The organism is Bifidobacterium sp. MSK.17.10 (assembly GCF_019129655.1).
Classification (GTDB): domain Bacteria; phylum Actinomycetota; class Actinomycetes; order Actinomycetales; family Bifidobacteriaceae; genus Bifidobacterium; species Bifidobacterium adolescentis.
In genome coordinates this window covers 281,005-297,157 of the sequence record NZ_JAHOJD010000003.1, presented here as the reverse complement: position 1 = coordinate 297,157, position 16,153 = coordinate 281,005, and the positions used below count along the sequence as shown (strand labels likewise).

General features: G+C 61.6%; 15 protein-coding genes. 1 reads left to right on the top strand and 14 read right to left on the bottom strand.

Annotation, left to right across the window (positions count from 1 at the left end; all coding sequences use genetic code 11):
- From KSX58_RS03945 to KSX58_RS10375, 5 genes are all read right to left on the bottom strand, one after another.
- Window positions 1-694, bottom strand: a 694-nt coding sequence (locus KSX58_RS03945) for an aminotransferase class I/II-fold pyridoxal phosphate-dependent enzyme (RefSeq protein ID WP_217752044.1), incomplete at its 3' end; no start/stop codon positions are given.
- Between the two features lie 104 nt (window positions 695-798).
- Window positions 799-1,479 carry a TetR/AcrR family transcriptional regulator gene (locus KSX58_RS03940; protein ID WP_042989827.1) on the bottom strand — a complete coding sequence of 227 codons (681 nt, stop codon included), beginning with the start codon at window positions 1,477-1,479 and terminating at the stop codon, window positions 799-801.
- Window positions 1,480-1,677: 198 nt separating this feature from the next.
- Window positions 1,678-2,886: a DUF2974 domain-containing protein gene (locus tag KSX58_RS03935; RefSeq protein WP_021913775.1), complete on the bottom strand. Its 1,209-nt coding sequence runs from the start codon at window positions 2,884-2,886 to the stop codon at window positions 1,678-1,680.
- 336 nt (window positions 2,887-3,222) lie between these two features.
- Window positions 3,223-3,687 carry an Mbeg1-like protein gene (locus KSX58_RS10380; RefSeq protein WP_254882391.1) on the bottom strand — a complete coding sequence of 155 codons (465 nt, stop codon included), beginning with the start codon at window positions 3,685-3,687 and terminating at the stop codon, window positions 3,223-3,225.
- A gap of 25 nt (window positions 3,688-3,712) precedes the next feature.
- On the bottom strand, window positions 3,713-4,426 hold the full coding sequence (locus KSX58_RS10375) for an Mbeg1-like protein (RefSeq protein WP_254882390.1): 714 nt from the start codon (window positions 4,424-4,426) through the stop codon (window positions 3,713-3,715).
- 131 nt (window positions 4,427-4,557) lie between these two features.
- On the opposite strand from KSX58_RS10375, the gene KSX58_RS03925 reads away from it, so the two are divergent.
- Complete coding sequence (locus KSX58_RS03925) at window positions 4,558-5,343, top strand: mechanosensitive ion channel family protein (RefSeq protein WP_021913777.1); 786 nt, start codon at window positions 4,558-4,560, stop codon at window positions 5,341-5,343.
- Between the two features lie 108 nt (window positions 5,344-5,451).
- Here the strand turns inward: KSX58_RS03925 and KSX58_RS03920 are convergent, their stop codons facing one another.
- From KSX58_RS03920 to murA, 9 genes are all read right to left on the bottom strand, one after another.
- Window positions 5,452-6,591, bottom strand: coding sequence for a CPBP family intramembrane glutamic endopeptidase (locus KSX58_RS03920; RefSeq protein ID WP_217735816.1), 1,140 nt, complete (start codon window positions 6,589-6,591; stop codon window positions 5,452-5,454).
- Window positions 6,592-6,786: 195 nt separating this feature from the next.
- Window positions 6,787-7,974: an ABC transporter ATP-binding protein gene (locus KSX58_RS03915; protein WP_217735815.1), complete on the bottom strand. Its 1,188-nt coding sequence runs from the start codon at window positions 7,972-7,974 to the stop codon at window positions 6,787-6,789.
- On the bottom strand, window positions 7,971-8,828 hold the full coding sequence (locus KSX58_RS03910; RefSeq protein WP_011742722.1) for an ABC transporter permease: 858 nt from the start codon (window positions 8,826-8,828) through the stop codon (window positions 7,971-7,973). Before KSX58_RS03910 ends, KSX58_RS03915 begins: the two co-directional genes overlap by 4 nt.
- A gap of 47 nt (window positions 8,829-8,875) precedes the next feature.
- Window positions 8,876-9,790, bottom strand: coding sequence for an ABC transporter permease subunit (locus tag KSX58_RS03905; RefSeq protein WP_003807614.1), 915 nt, complete (start codon window positions 9,788-9,790; stop codon window positions 8,876-8,878).
- Window position 9,791: 1 nt separating this feature from the next.
- The gene (locus KSX58_RS03900) at window positions 9,792-10,958 is read right to left on the bottom strand and encodes an ABC transporter substrate-binding protein (RefSeq protein WP_011742721.1); all 1,167 of its coding nucleotides are present in this window, start codon (window positions 10,956-10,958) and stop codon (window positions 9,792-9,794) included.
- Window positions 10,959-11,199: 241 nt separating this feature from the next.
- Window positions 11,200-12,336: a D-alanine--D-alanine ligase family protein gene (locus tag KSX58_RS03895; protein WP_217735814.1), complete on the bottom strand. Its 1,137-nt coding sequence runs from the start codon at window positions 12,334-12,336 to the stop codon at window positions 11,200-11,202.
- Between the two features lie 74 nt (window positions 12,337-12,410).
- Window positions 12,411-13,409, bottom strand: coding sequence for an NAD(P)H-dependent glycerol-3-phosphate dehydrogenase (locus KSX58_RS03890; RefSeq protein ID WP_033499362.1), 999 nt, complete (start codon window positions 13,407-13,409; stop codon window positions 12,411-12,413).
- 171 nt (window positions 13,410-13,580) lie between these two features.
- Window positions 13,581-14,462, bottom strand: coding sequence for a 1-acyl-sn-glycerol-3-phosphate acyltransferase (locus KSX58_RS03885; protein WP_085381626.1), 882 nt, complete (start codon window positions 14,460-14,462; stop codon window positions 13,581-13,583).
- Between the two features lie 354 nt (window positions 14,463-14,816).
- Window positions 14,817-16,142, bottom strand: coding sequence for a UDP-N-acetylglucosamine 1-carboxyvinyltransferase (gene murA, locus KSX58_RS03880; RefSeq protein ID WP_217735813.1), 1,326 nt, complete (start codon window positions 16,140-16,142; stop codon window positions 14,817-14,819).
- Window positions 16,143-16,153 lie beyond the last annotated feature (11 nt).

Sequence of the window (16,153 nt, the reverse complement as noted above, 5' to 3'; positions counted from 1 at the left end):
TGCTCGGATACGGCTGCTCGCCGCCGTCGAACACGATCTCGCGGTACGGCTCGTCGGCGATCAGGAAGATGTCGTGGCCGTATTCAGTCTGCTTGGCGTTGAGCACCTCGGCCAGGCGGGTCAGCGTTTCAGCGGAATAGACCGCGCCGGACGGATTGTTCGGGGTGTTGATGAGCACCGCCGCGGTTCCGGGGTTGAGCGCCTTCTCGAACGCGTCGAAGTTGATCTGGAAGTTCTCGGTGTCGGCCGGAACGACGGTCAGGTGCGCGCCGGTGCCGTTCACATACGGCTGGTATTCCGGGAAGTACGGGGCGAAGGTGATCACTTCGTCGCCCGGCTTGGTCACCACGCGCAGCGCATGCGCCAATGCGCCGGCCGCACCCGTGGTCGGGAAGATGTAGTCGGCGGTGTAGTCCATGTCGAAGCGGCGGTTGAGGCTTTCGGCGATCGCCTTGCGCACCGACGGAATGCCCAAGGACGGAGAATAGCCGTGCAACGCCACCGGTTCGGCCGTTTTATACATGTCGATCACGGCGTCGGTATAGTCCTGCGGGCACGGCACGCTCGGGTTGCCCAGCGAATAGTCGAACACGTTCTCGTAGCCGATTTCGGCGCCACGCGCGGTCGCGTATTCGCTCAGCTCGCGGATTACGGATTTTCCGCCGAGCATGGCCTTGTAGGCTTCGTTGATCATGGAACAACCTCCCTGTCGTGCTGTTGCATACGTCTGACGCACCCTGAAAGAGCGCCGCTACAGACGTTTCTACCACCGAAAAGTAACGCAGTGTGGCGTATGGCTCACTGTGCGGCGGATTGCGGGGCTTGGTCGTCGTGAGACGCCTGCCCGGGCACGAAACCACTGCTGAAGATGCGCTTCCAATAGCCCAGCATGTCGGTTTTGGACATGGACATGAACATGCCCGTGGCCAACACCGCCAAGTCCTCGTTGAACACGGCGTCCATCGGCAGCTGCTCGTGGAGTTTCGGCCAACGGCGCAATACCGCCAGCATGCCCCCTACGGTGAAGTCGAGCATGAGATCGGTTTTAAGGTCGAGGTGGTCGGCGTCAAGCCCCAGCACGGAGATCAACGTGAGCCTGCCGAAGTCCCGCAGGGATTCGACGAGTTCCGGCGAGCTGTGCGGTCCGGCGAGCAGCGCGAGCCGGTCAAGACGCCGACGCTGTTCGGGCTCGCGTAGCAGCGCGGTGACATGCTTGCGCCATTCGTTGTCGGGATTGAAATTCGCGTTGGGCGCGCTGGGAAGCGGTGTGTTTTCCACGGCGTGCAGAATGGCGGAATCGGCAAGTTCCGGCAAGCCCGTGAAATGGTAGTAGAAGGAATTACGATTCACATCCGCCGTACGTACGATGTCGGTGACGGTGATTTTACGATATTCACGTTCGGATAGCAGTTCCCAGAACGCGTTTTCGAGACGTTCCTTGGCTGGCAGGATCTCCGAATCCCGGCGTGGACGTGGCATGGCTCCCCCTATTTTAACAGTCGTTCGCAAAGTCATTTCCAATACGCAACGCGCTTTACTATACAGTCTGTCTAGAACAAACTACACAACGTGTCGTATTTATGGCGATTGCCGGCCCGTCAGACGCAAACCAAGCCTCCGTTCGCCGACCAGCCACCCCCGGCCAGCATCGGCATACGCCACCCGCGCAATCTGCGTCTACCTGCGCCGCACCTTCGGATTACGGGCGAGCGCGGCCTGCAGCATGATGCCCAGCGCCTGGTTCAGGTTGCGTCGATCTTCAACGCTCAATCCAACATATGTGCCGAGCATTTCGGGGATGACCTTCGGTCCGGCCGCCATCATGGCGGAGATGCTGCCGGCTCCGGACGCCTCCAGCACCGCGAACAGCGCGTCCACAGCACGTTCGCGCTGTTCCTTGGACAGGTTGGACAGCCACCCGTTCAACGCTTTGTTGAAAGTCACCGAACTGTTGGCCACGTCCTCGACTTTGTCGAATTCGCCGCCGTGCATCTGCCAGGAGAACGCGAAATGCTGCATGATGCCTTCCACGTCGGATTTGACCACCATGCACCGTTCGGGGGTTTCCAGCACCATGCCCACCACCGATGAGTCCGGAACGATTTTGACGATGCGGTCGCTCACGCTTGCATATTCGAAGCTGTTCACCACAGATTCGGGGAATCCCGGCCCGTCCAGCGAGTAGATGCGTTCGACGCGGTCCTTCACCTCGTCCGATGCGTTCATCGCCGCATATACGGCCAGATTGCCGCCCTTGGAATGGCCGGTGAGCACAATCGGCACGTCCTTCCACAGCGCGGCGACTCTGGCCAGATAGTCGGCGGCGGTCGCTTGCGCCGGTACCGGATACTGGAAGGCCATGTTGAAATCTTCCTTCCAGCCGACCAGCGAATCGTCGGTGCCCCGGTACGCCACCACAAGCGCGCCGGACGGCAGCAGGTAGGTCACCGCGGCGAACTGCGTCTGCTCTTCGCCGTCGAACTGCTCGAGAAACGCCCCCATTTCAATGTCGGAGAACCGCGGATTCGAGGCGACGGCATGGTAGAAGTCGTGCGTCACCTGCGGATCGACCAGTCCCACGTTCTCGACGTCATGGTCGGGCACCGCCTGGTCGTGGTTCAGTTCGTCATCGGCGCGTGCGATGGTCACGCCGTTGAACGGGAGCTTGCGCAACATATGCAGCGAACGGATCGGCCGGCGTACGTCGAACTGCTTCACGCGATCGCGCAACGTGCCGTATTTCGATTCGACGTCATCCAATCGCGGCACACATTCCGGCACGTCGTCGTACGAAAGCTGCGCGAGCACGAGCGCGTCGGCCTCACGGAAGGGAAGCTCGCCGAAATCGCGCGTCTCCGTACGCGCGTAATCGATGATGTTGCCCATTGCACACCCCTTTCGCAGCCGTCGACATTCCGCATTCCATTATGCTTCCACAATTATGCGTCCGCACCGCACCATCCTACGTCAGCGAACGGGGATGCATCCGGATCATCGGCGCCCCGATGCCCTCCATTGCCCTTCTTATGTGTCATTTGTGCGGCACTCGTGTGTCACTTGCGCGGCACTTATGTGTCACAATTCCATTTTTCACGCCTTTTCGAGGATCGTGACACATGAATCGGCCGAAATGCGGCTCGGCAACCATCCCGACCAGCCGTTGCATCCGCCCATAGCCCCGCCTCGGCACGCGCTTCAGCCCGCCTCGGCACTCAACCCGCTTCAGCCCTCGCGCACCGCCTTCGCCGCGCTGACCGGAATCGCCTTGATCACCGCCCTGATGAGTCCGCGCGTCTCCCGATCGGTATTGCGCGCCGCCTCCACAATCTTCGGCAGCGAATCCGTCCAATGCTCCACCAAATCGGCGATATTGCCGTATCCCGCCGCCGCGAAGATCCCGTAGATCTGGTCGATGGCGCGCTCGCGCTGCTCCTGGCTTACGGTGTCAAGCCACCCGTCGAGGGTTCGTTTGATGAGCTGCGCGCCGGCCGTCAGCTCGTCCACCTGTTCGAAATCGCCATTTTCCGCCACTTGCCAGCTGTTTCCCATATGCTGCATGATGCCGATGGCATCCGCTTTGACGATGCGCACTGGCGCATTCGATTGCAGCAGCATGCCCACGACGGACGATTCGGGCACGGTTTTGCGGATACGCGATTCGATTGCACGGTACGACTGACCGCGCACCGTCGATTTCGGAAGGCCCGGCCCGTCATGGGAAAAGATGCGGGAGATCCGTCTGTTGCGACCCCGCACTGGCCCACCCAATGAGGGCAGCAATCCGAGCCGCCGCGCGCTCGCCAGCCACTTCGATGTCATCGTGCGCGATACGCATGGCCGCATACACGGCCATATTGCCGCCTTTCGAATGCCCGCCGAGCATGACCGCGGGCGAATCGCCCGACGAAAGGAAACCTTCCGACCTGTCCAGAATCGAGTTCACATACCGATACGCGGATTCCTGGGACGGCACCGGGCAACGCACCGCCATATTGAAATCCTCCTTCCATCCGACAAGCGTGCCATCGGTGCCACGGAAGGCTACATACAGCGAATCGACGGGCCCGCAACCCACGTCGAACGTCATCGCGGCGAACTGCTGCTGTTCGCGCTCGCTCAGACGCTCCGCGTACTCGCCGACACGCAACGCGCGGAAACGCGGCGATTCGCAGACGGCACGCAGCAACGCGAGCCGATACTCGTTTATATCGGAGGAATTCGAAACGAACATGTCGTCATAGCTTTCCGCACGCAGCAGCTCTCGAATCGGCACCGTCGCCACCGACCTCGCCTCGCCGAACGCCGGAACCAAGCCGGAAAGCCGCATATATGAGAGCTCAGCCAGCACCAGCGAATCGACATCGCCGAACGGCAGCTCCGCGAATCCATGAAACTCGCGCCGCACATAATCCACGACATTGCCCATGTCGCACCCCTTTTCGCTGGCCAACGCATCCTACGGAATCCATTATGCTCCGCTGCGGCCAGCCGGCGGATCAGGAATCATCCAGTCAATCGCAAGCGTTGTGCAACGTCCCCTGTGTAGACTAGGCAGCCATGGATCCAGTTGAAATTCTCATGCACTGGCTTGCCAAAAACTACAGCAAGCTCATCCTGCTCGCCGTCGTGCTCATCGTCGCCGCGCTTATCGACAAGGCGCTCACCAAGGTGGTGCGCCGCGTGCTCGACAAATCGCAGGTGCCGAACGCCTCCATCTTCGTCAACATCATGCGCGCGGTGGTGTGGGTGTTCGCCATCGGCACGCTGCTGCAGCCAGTGTTCGGCATCAATCCGACCACGATATTCACCGCTCTTGGCATCGGCGGTCTTGCGGTTTCGCTGGGTTTGAAGGATACGATCGCCAATGTGATCGGCGGCTTCGGGCTTATGCTTGGCCGCGTCATCCAGCCGGGCGATTACGTCAAGGTGGCCGGCATCACCGGCACCGTCAAAGACATCAACTGGCGTCAGACCATCGTCCGCGAACGCAACGGCAACGAAATGGTCATTCCGAATTCCATTCTGAACACCGCCTCGCTGGAGAAGCTTGACCCGTCGAACGAGTGCCTGGTGTCGGTGCCGTTCACCGCGAAGGCGGGCGTGGATGTGGAGCGTATGAAGGCCGACATCGTCAGCACCGTGGAACATGCGACCGTGGGGCTTGCCAACCCGCAATACAAGCCGGTGGTGAAGCTCAACGGCTTCACCCCGTACGGCATTGACGGCACGATTTACGCGTTTGCGAAAAACGATTTGCTGCTGTCCACGATGGCGGATGCGGTGGCGCAGTCGATCGCGCATGCCGATTATCTTGAGCACCGCGCGGTCGGCAGCGGCGAATAGCGGCAGCGGCGTGCGCAACGCAACGCACGCAACACAAGCTATGCAGGCAACAGAAAGGCCGACCGGGAACGTATCCCCGGCCGGCCTTCATAATCCGCGCGACTGCGGCTATAGGAACAGACTGATCGCCGTCAGCAGCACCGTGAGCACGATGAACGTGACCATGCCGACGTTGCCGTACACGGTTCTGGCGCCGGTCCCACGCGGCAGCTCCTCCGGCGCGATGTAGAATTCGGCTTTCCTGAAGTTACGGATCAGCAGCACGAATCCGGCGAGAATCACGGCACCGTACAGCAGGAAATAGACGAGCATGATCGCCAGCCCGGTGGCGTTCTGCGACGCCCACTGTTCCATCGCCGCCACATTGCCGTTTTCCGCGGCCTGAGACACCTTGTCCAGCTGGTCCAGGTCGACGCGCGTCAGAATCCACGGCGCGAGCACGCCGCCGTTGAAGTTGATGATCATGTGCATGGCCGTCGAATAGCGCAGTTTGCTGGTGCGCATGTAGATGTAGCCGAACATGACTCCCAGCAGGAACGCATAGAAGAACTGGAACAGGTTCATGTGGAACAGTCCGAACGCAAGGCCGGACAGCAGAATCGCCGTTTTCTCTCCGTATTTGCGGGTGTGGTCGATGAGCTGCTTGCGGAACATCCATTCTTCGAAAATCGGGCCAAGAATCACCAAGAACACGACATTCCAGATGTTCGTCTGCATGGCAAGATCGGCTACGCGGTTCGTGGCTTCACCGTCGGAAAGCGCCAGCGACAGCATACTGCCGACCATGCTGCCGACCCACATCATCGGCAGGCACATGAGCAGCAGCTTGAAGAACATGCCCGGTTTCATGTTGAATTTGCGGGTTTCGATGACGGTCGATTTGCCCATGAGCACCACCGCGACCGGCATGGCGATCAGATACAGCGGCACGTCGGAAATGAGGAACGTCATCCAATTCGGCATATCGCCGCCGGCGCCTACACCGCCCGCGACCGCACGCACCACGCCTTTGAGCAGGAAGACGCCCGCGTACCAGATGATCACCATCAGGCACAGGCTTGCGCCGATGCGCGAAAAGTCACGTTTCGCCCGATGAAGCCATTCGAAGAACGGATTGCGATTCGGCTGCGGAAACTGCTGCGAATACTGCAGCGGCTGCGGCGGAAATTGCGATTGCGGATATTGCTGTGCCGGCCCCTGCGGATACTGGGGGTACTGCGGCTGTTGCGGTTGTTGCGGAAACGTCATGGTCACCTTACGAACTTACGGCAAGCAAATAAAAAAGCTGATATTCAGCACTGTACTACCAGTTCTCTGAATATCAGCTTGGAATCTCAGCCCTGCGAATGGCTCGGCTCACGCGATGGGCGACCGTACGCAATAATCACGCACGGCGATCGCGCGCAATGACGGTACGCAACAATCGCGCGCAGCAACCAATCGTCAGACGGCGAGCGCCGGAATCGGCCGAGGCACGACCACGACCTGCGCTCCGATCGCAAGTCCTGCGGGCAGCTCGTTGGCCGGCAGCTGCACGGTGACGCGAATCGTGCCACCCATGCCTGCGCAGGCTACGCGCACGCCCACGCGGGCCAGCGCGCCGAGGAAATGCACCATCTCCACGCGGCCAAGTTCGCCGGCTCCGTGGACGGCATCGGCATCGTTGGTCAGTTCGATCGTCATGTTCTCGGGGCGTACCAGCACCGTGGAGGCGTCGGTGGCGGAACCGTCCAGCAGCGGGACGCGCTGGCCGAACACCACGGCCTCCTCACCGTTGGCGATTCCCGGCAGACGGTTGGTCAGGCCGATGAAGGTGGCCACGTATTCCGTGTCGGGGCGGCGGTACAGCGTCTGCGGGGCGGCGATCTGCTCGATGCGGCCGTGGTTCATCACGCCGATGCGGTCGGCCACGGCAAGGGCTTCTTCCTGGTCGTGGGTCACGAACACGGTGGTGGTGCCGGCTTCGAGTTGGATGCGGCGGATTTCGTCTCGCAGCTGCACGCGCACTTTGGCGTCCAATGCGGACAGCGGCTCGTCGAGCAGCAGCACACGCGGGTTCACGGCCAGCGCACGGGCCAGGGCCACGCGCTGCTGCTGGCCGCCGGACATCTGCTGCGTGTACTTTTTCGCCTGGTCGGCAAGTCCGACCAGTTCCAGTTTCTCCATGGCCTGGCGGCGGCGTTCCGCACGGTCCACGCCTCGGATTTCAAGGCCGAATTCCACGTTCTGCAACGCGGTCATGTGCGGGAACAGCGAGTAGGCCTGGAACACCATGGCCATGTCACGCTTGTTGACGGGCACGCCGGTCACGTCCTGGCCGCCGACGAGGATGCGTCCGGCCTGAATGTCTTCCAGCCCGGCCAGGGAGCGCAGCGCGGTGGATTTGCCGCAGCCGGAGCCGCCCAGCAGCACCACCATTTCGCCCGGATTGATTTCCAGGTTGAAATCGTCCAACGCCTTGACGGTCGAACCGGGGTAGATCTTGTCTACACCAAGCATCTGCACACCGCCGCCGCGCGCTTCGGAATCCTTGAGCACGGCCTTCGCCGCTTCGGTCACCACGTTGGGTTCGGTATCGGAGAACGCTTCCGAGGTATGGGCAACCACCGCCTTCTGTTCGGCGAGAGTCATGAGTTGTCACCTTCCTTGTTCCGACGCATCGCGCCGGAAATCAGATCGAGAGCCACCAGCAGAATCACGCCGAATAGCAGTGCCAGCAGCGACATTGCGGTGGAGATTTGCGAATTGGATTGGCCGAGCTGGTACAGCGCGACCTGTAGGTTCATACGGCCGAGCAGTGAGGCGACGGTGTATTCGCCCAGCACCACGGCTATGGAGATGAACGATGCGGACAGGATCGACTGCCACAGGTTCGGAATGAGTACGCGGAAGAATACGCGCGGCCATGAAGCGCCGAGGGACCGTGAGGCCTCGCATAACGTCTTCACGTCGATGGAATTGAGTCCCACCGCAAGCGCGCGGAAGGCAAACGGCATGACCAGCACCACGTAGGCGAAGCACAGCCAGATCGGGTTGGTGCTCAGCACGTCGGCGGACAGCCAGCGGTAGATCGGTCCCAGGCCAACCACCAGCACGATGGCCGGAATGGTCAGCGGCAGCGTGGCCACCCATTCGATGGCGCGTTCCAGTCTGCGCGAGCGGATGTGCACGATCACCATGGTGGGCACGAGCAGCACGAGCATGATCAGCACGGTCACCACGCACAGCGCGAGCGAAGCGCCGAGGCCGCTCCACAGGGTGCTCAGGTCGGCGCCGAGCGCGCTGCCGTCGCCGGTGAAGATGGCGATCCACGGGTCGAAGCTCCATTTTCCGGACAACGGGTGTCGGATGGTGAACAGGAACATGGACACCAGCGGCACGAACAGGAACAGCAGCGTCACCGTGAGAATGATGGTTTTGACGATGCGTTGCTTGCCGAGTCTGGCCGCACGCAGCTGCGGCGGCATGGTTTGCGATTCCTGCATGTTCTGCTTTTCCTCCGATTGCGCGCTTACGGTTTGCGTATTTGCGTTCACTGCCATCGTCCGGCCCTCTTTTCCACGGCGTGGCTGATCATCATGACCACCGCCACGACGACGATCATGGCGAAGGCGAGCACCTGCGCGAAGCCTTGCTGGTTCGGGTCCATTTCGTTGCGCATCGCGCCTTGGATCATCAGCGGCACGAGGATCGAACGCTGGGAGAACAGCGCGGCGGCCGTGGCGTATGCGGAGAACGCGGACGCGAACAGCAGCAGGAACGCGGAGATGAATCGCGGCGCCAGAATCGGGCCGGCCACGCGCGTCCAGTATTGGAAGGTGTTGCCGCCGAGGCTTTCCGTGGCTTCGCGCCACTGCGGGCGGATGGAATCGACCGCGGGCAGGAAGATGATGATCATCAGCGGAATCTGGAAGTAGCAGTAGATGGTGATCAGGCCCGGCAGCGAGCTGAGCCAGTTCGGATTCACCACGTAGCCGGTCAGCTGTTTGATGAGCATGGTGCCCACGCCGTTGATGCCGATGGTGGCGATGAACGCGAACGCCAGCATCACGCCGCCGAATTGGGCGAGTACCGACGAGATGGCCGAAATCATGCGGCGCAGCAGGCCGTTCGGCTTGGAGCCGATGACGAGGGCGTAGCTGGCGAGCGCGCCCACGATGGCGCCGATGACCGCGGATGCGACCGATACGAGTATCGATGTGCCGAATGCGGCGATGGTGTTCGCTTCGAAAAGTTTGTTGAAGTTCGCCACGGTGAAGCTGCCGTCGGCGGATTGGAAGGCGCCCACGATGACGATGACCGTCGGGGCGAGCAGGAAGCACGCGGTGTAGGCGAAGAACGGGATGGACACGGCGATGGTGCCGAGTTCACGCCTATGCGCGGCAAACGAGATGGCGGAGGAGCCCGCGCGCTTGGCGTGAGCTCCTGAGGTAAGCACTGCGGTCATGTCAGTTGCCGATGGTCTTGTCCCAGTTGTCCTGGAGCCATGTGGTGATGCGGGTGGAATCCTCGTTGGTGTAGCTCACCGGATCGCCGTCGATGGTGATGGCGTTCTTGAGGGTGGTCTGGTCGACGGTGCCGTCCTTCTTCATGGAGTCGAGCAGTACCGGGTTCGCGCCGCCCTTGAACCAGTCGTTCTGGGCGTCGGCGCTGTACAGGTATTCCTCCCACAGGCGGGCTGCGGCCGGGTGCGGGGCGTCCACGTTGATGGCCTGGTTGTAGTAGCTGACCACCTGGGCGTTCTTGAAGGTCTTGAACTTCCAGTTCACGCCCTTGGCCTTGAGGCTCTTCTGGTAGGAGGCCTGGTTGTAGGTCCAGTCCATCACCACGCCGGTCTGGCCGGAGTCGATGGTGCCGTCGGTCACGTCGACGGTGGTGAGGTTGCCGCAGTCCTTGAGTTTCTTGAAGAAGTCGAGGCCCGGCTGCAGGTTCTTGATGTCGCCGCCGGCCAGCTGGTTGATCATCAGGTAGCCGTTGAACGCGGCACCGGCTTCGGCCGGCTTGCCGTTGAGTGCCACGGTTCCGGCGAACTTCGGGTCGGTCAGGTCGTTGATGGACTTGATGTCGCCGTACTTGTCGGCGTTCCAGCCGATGGACATGATGCCGGTGTAGTCGGCGTAGTACTTGCCGTCCTTATCCTTGACGGAATCCGGGATCTTGTCCCAGGCCTGCACCTTGTACGAGGCGAAGTTGTCGGTGCTGGTGGAGGCCACGGCCAGGCCGAGGTCGTACACGTCCGGAGCGGCGTCGGTGCCCTTGTTGGTCTTGCCGGCGTCCACTTCCTCCTTGGAGGAGGCGTTCGGGTTCTGCTCGTTGATCTTGATCTTCGGATACTTCTTCTTGAAGCCGCTGATCACGTCACCGTAGTTGGACCAGTCGTGCGGCAGCGCGATCACGTTGAGCGCGCCTTCCTTTTCGGCAGCGGCCACGAGGCCGTCCATGCCGCCGAAATCGGAGATCGAAGTGGCCTTTGCGGACTTTTCGTCCACTTTCACGGTTTTACCGGTGTTGGAGGCGCTATCGGTGGAATTGGCGTTGCCTGATCCGCAGGCGGCCATGGAGCATGCGAGCACGGCGGCGAGCGAGCCGACGGCGATCTTGCGCAAAGCGTTCATCGTTTTCGTTTCCCTTGTTGTGTTGTTGTTCTTGGAATCGACAACATGGAAACGTAATGGCGTTACCTAACGTAGTGTCAAAGAATAAGTAAAGCCGAAGCGATTTTTAGGAATATTCCCGTTTCGCTTCGGCAAACTTACGATGAACTGGCCTTTTTCGTGTTGCTTCGTGTTGCTTTCTTTGCGCTTTTCAGCTTGGAATACGGCACGGCTTCGGCTCAGTTCGGCTGAGATTCAGGATTCAGCGCAGCACGCCTTCGATGAGCATGGTGATCAGGTCGGTGTAGCGCACGCCGGTGGCCTCCCATGCCTTGGGGTACATGGAGATGGACGTGAAGCCCGGCATGGTGTTGATTTCGTTGACCATCACCTTGCCGTCCTTGGTCACGAAGGTGTCCACGCGGCTCAGACCGGCACCGTCCACGGCGACGAACGCCTTCTTGGCGGTTTCGCGTACAAGGTTCAGCGTCTCTTCCGGCAGGTTGGCGGGCACTTCCACGTGGCTTGCGGCGGCGTCCATGTACTTGCTGTCGAAGTCGTAGAACTGGTCGTCGCCTTCGGCGCGCTTGTCGAGCACGATTTCGCCCGGCCAGCTGGCCTGCGGCGCTTCGCCGGCCTTCGGGCACAATACCGCGCATTCGATTTCGCGCGCGACGATGCCCTGTTCCACGAGGATGCGCCAATCGTGGCGGGACGCCTCGTACACGGCGGCCGCGAGTTCGGCCGCATCGCCCTCATGCTCCACCTTGGTCACACCGAAGCTGGAGCCGGCGCGGGACGGCTTGACGAACAGCGGATACTGCAAGCCGGCTTCGCTAACCTGCGCCATGATCGCATCGGCGTTGGCCTTGAATTCGGAAGCCTTGTCGAAGGAACGCGCGTCGAGCGTGATGCCGGGCGCGACGGGAATGCCGGCGGCCGCAAGCAGCACCTTCGTGTAATGCTTGTCCATGCAGGCCGCGGAGGCGAGCACGCCGCACCCCACGTACGGCACGCCCATCATTTCGAACAGACCCTGGATGGTGCCGTCCTCGCCGTACGGCCCGTGCAGCACGGGGAACACCGCGTCCACATGGCCGAACGGGGTCAGCGTACCGTCATCCTCGCGGGCGAAGAAGCCGTCCTGTCCGAGAGCCACTTCAAGCACCACGTCCTTGGCGCCTGGGGTTTTCTCCACGGTCGGCAGGCCTTCGTCCAGGCTCCATCCGAGCGGATTCTCACCGTTGACGATCCACTTGCCGTCCTTGGTGATGCCCACCGGAATGGCTTCGAACTTGTCCGTGTCCAGCGCGCGCAGCGCACTCGCAGCGGAGATGCAGGAGATCGAATGCTCGTCGGCCTTGCCGCCGTACATCACCACAATGCGCTTTTTTGCCATATCTATAGCCTTTATTCCTTAACTTTTATGACTTTTCAGGATTTTTGCCAAGCATCCAGCATACAAGCCGGCTGCTACTCCTCGGTGATGCCTTCGCCGAACAGTTCGGACAGCATCTGCGCGCAGGAGATGCCGTCGTCCAGCACGTGGCTCATGGCCGTGGCGAGCGGGGTCGGCACACCGTACTGCTTGCCCAACGCCACCACCGCGTCGGTGGTCGGCACGCCTTCGGCCACGCCGTTGCTCACCTTGGTGGCCTCTTCCACGCTCAGGCCCTTGCCAAGGTTGGAGCCGAACGTGTAGTTGCGGCTCAGCGGGGAACCGCAGGTGGCGATGAGGTCGCCCACGCCGGCAAGTCCGGCGAAGGTCTTCGGATCGGCTCCGGCCGCCTCGCCCAGCGCGGTCAGTTCGGCAAGGCCACGGGTTTCGATCATGGCCGCGGTGTTCTCGCCGTAGCCTGCGCCACGGGCCATGCCCACGGCGAGCGCCACCACGTTCTTCAGCGATCCGCACATTTCCAAGCCGATCACGTCGCGCGTCACGAACGCACGGAAGTAGTCGGTGGTGCAGGCGGTGGCGATGGTACGCGCGTTGTCGATGTCCGCGCAGGCGACCACGGTCGCGGCCGGCTCGCGGTCGGCGATCTGCTTGCTCAGGTTCGGTCCGGAAATGGCGGCGAAGCGTTCCGCCGGAAGGTCGAGCGTTTCCATGACGACTTCGTCCATGCGTTTGCCGGTGGTGCGTTCGATGCCTTTCATCAGGGATGCCACGAGCGCGGTCTCGGGGATGAGTCCCTTGAATTCGGTCAGTGCCACGCGTGCGAACTGCGCGGCGATGGCCACGATGACGATGTCGGCGTTGGCCACGGCTTCGGCGCGGTCTCCGGTGGCGGTCATGTTGCTGGGCAGCGTTTCCACGCTGGGCAGGCGCACACCGTTGTGGTGATGGTCACGAATACCTTCCACGATTTCCGGTTCGATGGCCCACATGGTCACGTTGTTGCCCGCGTCGGCAAGCACTTGACCGAAGGCCGTTCCCCAAGCGCCAGCGCCCAGTACCGTCACATTCGCCATGAATTTTGCTCCTTGGATTATTTGGGTTGCTTTTTGCGGCCGAGCGTATGCCACATCGGCCGCCGCTTTCAATCGACGTTGTCTTATGCTACCGCCGGCTACGCACACCGGCCGCGTGTTCCGGTCGCACGCGTATTTTGTTCGCCGCCGGAACGGGTGTGTGGGGGAAAATCAGTCTTTCACGCGACTCATGGTGCGGTAGTCCCAGTAGCCGTCGGGTGCCTGTTCGCCGCGGATTTCGGCCATGATTTCGGTCATGCGCACGCGGATGCGGCGGGTCAGTTCGTCGGCGCGGTCCGTCGGCACTTCGTCTCCCCAGGAATCGCAGCCGTCAAGCAGGTCCGCGTAGTCGAGCGCTTCGTCGTAGCACATCACCACGTTCTTGCGCGGCCACGGCCACCAGTGGTTGATGCTGGCCGCGCCCCAGGTCACGGCACAGTACAGCGGCACCTGGTAGCCGAGTCGGCGTGAGGATTCGAGGGCGATCACGCCCACGCCGTTTTTCATGCTCATCGGCCATTTCTGCGGATCGCGCGTCACGGTGCCTTCCGGCCATACGGTCAGCGGACGGCCGGAAGTGAGGATTTCCACGGACGTTTCCTCGATGGCTTTGGCCTTGCCCGCGCGGCGCTGCACCGGCTGCATGCCGACCAGTTGGAACCATTTGCCGATCAGCGGCCATTTGGCCATTTCCGCCTTGGCCATGTAGCGAGGGCGGCGGCCCTGATGGAACAGCGAGACCATCGGCACAAACACGTCATACATGGTCACATGCGTCGCAGCGGTGATGAACGGGCCGGTTTCCGGCACGTGTTCCAAGCCCCAAGCCTTCACTTTGCTGTGATTGCGCAGCACCACGTCGCAGCCGGCCAGCAGGCGATGCGTGGCTTTGGGGTTCTGCGCTTCGATTTCCGCGGTGTTGGCCTTGCGTGGACCGGTCGGGAAATCGTGGGTCGGGTCTACAAGATGATGCTTCCGCGCGAGTTTTGCGACTTGCTCGTCGCTCAGCGGCTTCACCGCGGAACGCGGCGACGGTTTTCCTTTGGATGCCATGGCTCCCATTGTGCCACCGCCCGCCGATACGTTCGACGGCGCCGCTTTCCACGACATTTTGCTTTTACTACCTCATACCATCGTTTTCTGCATCATTTGGCCGTCAAATGATGCAGAAAAGACGGGCGATGAGGCAGTAAAAGGAATATGCGGAAGATGTGGAAGGTATGGAAAGCAGGTTTGCGATTGCGGCAGCGGCAATCGCGGATAAAACAAAACCGGCACCCGCGTAAGGCGAGTGTCGGTGAAAGGTGGTATGCGTTCAGCGCGACTGGTCAATCGCGACTAGCCAGTCGCAACTGGTCAATCGCAATAAATCAGCCGCAGCCGATTCATCGAACCAATCGCAGCGAATCAGTCGAAGTCGGCTCCGAGGGCTTCCAACTTGCCGCGGAAGTCGGCGTAGCCACGGTCGATCAGGGAGATGCCCTGCACGTTGGACGGGCCCTTGGCTGCGAGCGCCGCAATCAGGTGGCTGAAGCCGCCGCGCAGATCCGGCACGTCGATGTCACGTCCGGTCAGCGGGGTCGGTCCGAAGATGACCGCGGAATGCTTGTAGTTGCGCTGTTGGAAGCGGCATGGCAGGGAACCGAGGCATTCGCGGTACAGCTGAATGGTGGCGCCCATCTGCACCAGCGGCTTGGTGAAGCCGAAACGGTTCTCATACACGGTCTCATGCACGATGGAAAGGCCGTTGGCCTGGGTCAGCGCCACGACGAGCGGCTGCTGCCAGTCGGTCATGAAGCCCGGGTGCACGTCGGTCTCGATGGCTACCGGCTTCAGATCTCCGCCCGGATGCCAGAATCGGATGCCCTTGTCGGTGATGTCGAATTCGCCGCCGATCTTGCGGAACACGTTCAGGAAGGTCATCATTTCCGGCTGGGTGGCGCCCTTGACGAAGATGTCGCCATGGGTGGCGAGCGCGGCGGACGCCCAGGAGGCGGCCTCGATGCGGTCGGTCAGAGACGTGTGCGTGTAGCCCTTGAGCTCCTTGACGCCTTCGATGCGGAACGTGCGGTCCACGTCCACGGAGATGATGGCGCCCATCTTCTGCAGCACGCTCACCAGATCCATGATCTCAGGTTCGATGGCGGCGCCGGAAAGCTCGGTCTTGCCTTCGGCGAGCACAGCGGCGAGCAGCGTCTGCTCGGTGGCGCCCACGGACGGGTACGGCAGGTGAATCTTCGCGCCATGCAGACCGTTCGGAGCGGTGATGTGGATGCCGTCCTTGTGTTCCTTGTCGACGTTCGCGCCGAGTTTGCGCAAGGTTTCCAGATGGAAGTCAATCGGACGACCGCCGATGTTGCAGCCGCCGAGCGCCGGAATGAACGCTTCGCCCAGACGGTGCAGCAGCGGGCCGGAGAACAGAATCGGAATGCGGGACGAGCCGGACAGCGTGTCCACGTCGGCCACGTCGGCGAGTTGCACGTTGGTGGCGTCGATCGCCACCACGCCGTTCGCGCCGTCCACGGTCACGTCCACGCCGTGCAGGCGCAGCAGGTCGGACACCACGTGCACGTCGCGGATTTCCGGAACGTTCTTCAGCACGGATGTGCCCGGGGCCAGCAATGCGGCGACCATGGCCTTGCTTACGAAGTTCTTCGCGCCACGCACCTTGATGGTGCCGTTCAACGGCTTGCCGCCTTCGACGTGCAGAATGTCGTTCTTATTGTCAGACACGCTCAACCTCT

What these genes read in the sequence shown, in the direction of transcription:
- KSX58_RS03900 (WP_011742721.1), bottom strand. Translation starts at nt 10,958, where the DNA reads ATGAACGCTTTGCGCAAGATCGCCGTCGGCTCGCTCGCCGCCGTGCTC.
- KSX58_RS03940 (WP_042989827.1), bottom strand. Translation starts at nt 1,479, where the DNA reads ATGCCACGTCCACGCCGGGATTCGGAGATCCTGCCAGCCAAGGAACGT.
- KSX58_RS03885 (WP_085381626.1), bottom strand. Translation starts at nt 14,462, where the DNA reads ATGGCATCCAAAGGAAAACCGTCGCCGCGTTCCGCGGTGAAGCCGCTG.
- KSX58_RS03905 (WP_003807614.1), bottom strand. Translation starts at nt 9,790, where the DNA reads ATGACCGCAGTGCTTACCTCAGGAGCTCACGCCAAGCGCGCGGGCTCC.
- KSX58_RS03920 (WP_217735816.1), bottom strand. Translation starts at nt 6,591, where the DNA reads ATGACGTTTCCGCAACAACCGCAACAGCCGCAGTACCCCCAGTATCCG.
- KSX58_RS03910 (WP_011742722.1), bottom strand. Translation starts at nt 8,828, where the DNA reads ATGCAGGAATCGCAAACCATGCCGCCGCAGCTGCGTGCGGCCAGACTC.
- KSX58_RS03895 (WP_217735814.1), bottom strand. Translation starts at nt 12,336, where the DNA reads ATGGCAAAAAAGCGCATTGTGGTGATGTACGGCGGCAAGGCCGACGAG.
- KSX58_RS03935 (WP_021913775.1), bottom strand. Translation starts at nt 2,886, where the DNA reads ATGGGCAACATCATCGATTACGCGCGTACGGAGACGCGCGATTTCGGC.
- KSX58_RS03890 (WP_033499362.1), bottom strand. Translation starts at nt 13,409, where the DNA reads ATGGCGAATGTGACGGTACTGGGCGCTGGCGCTTGGGGAACGGCCTTC.
- KSX58_RS10375 (WP_254882390.1), bottom strand. Translation starts at nt 4,426, where the DNA reads ATGGGCAATGTCGTGGATTATGTGCGGCGCGAGTTTCATGGATTCGCG.
- KSX58_RS03915 (WP_217735815.1), bottom strand. Translation starts at nt 7,974, where the DNA reads ATGACTCTCGCCGAACAGAAGGCGGTGGTTGCCCATACCTCGGAAGCG.
- KSX58_RS03925 (WP_021913777.1), top strand. Translation starts at nt 4,558, where the DNA reads ATGGATCCAGTTGAAATTCTCATGCACTGGCTTGCCAAAAACTACAGC.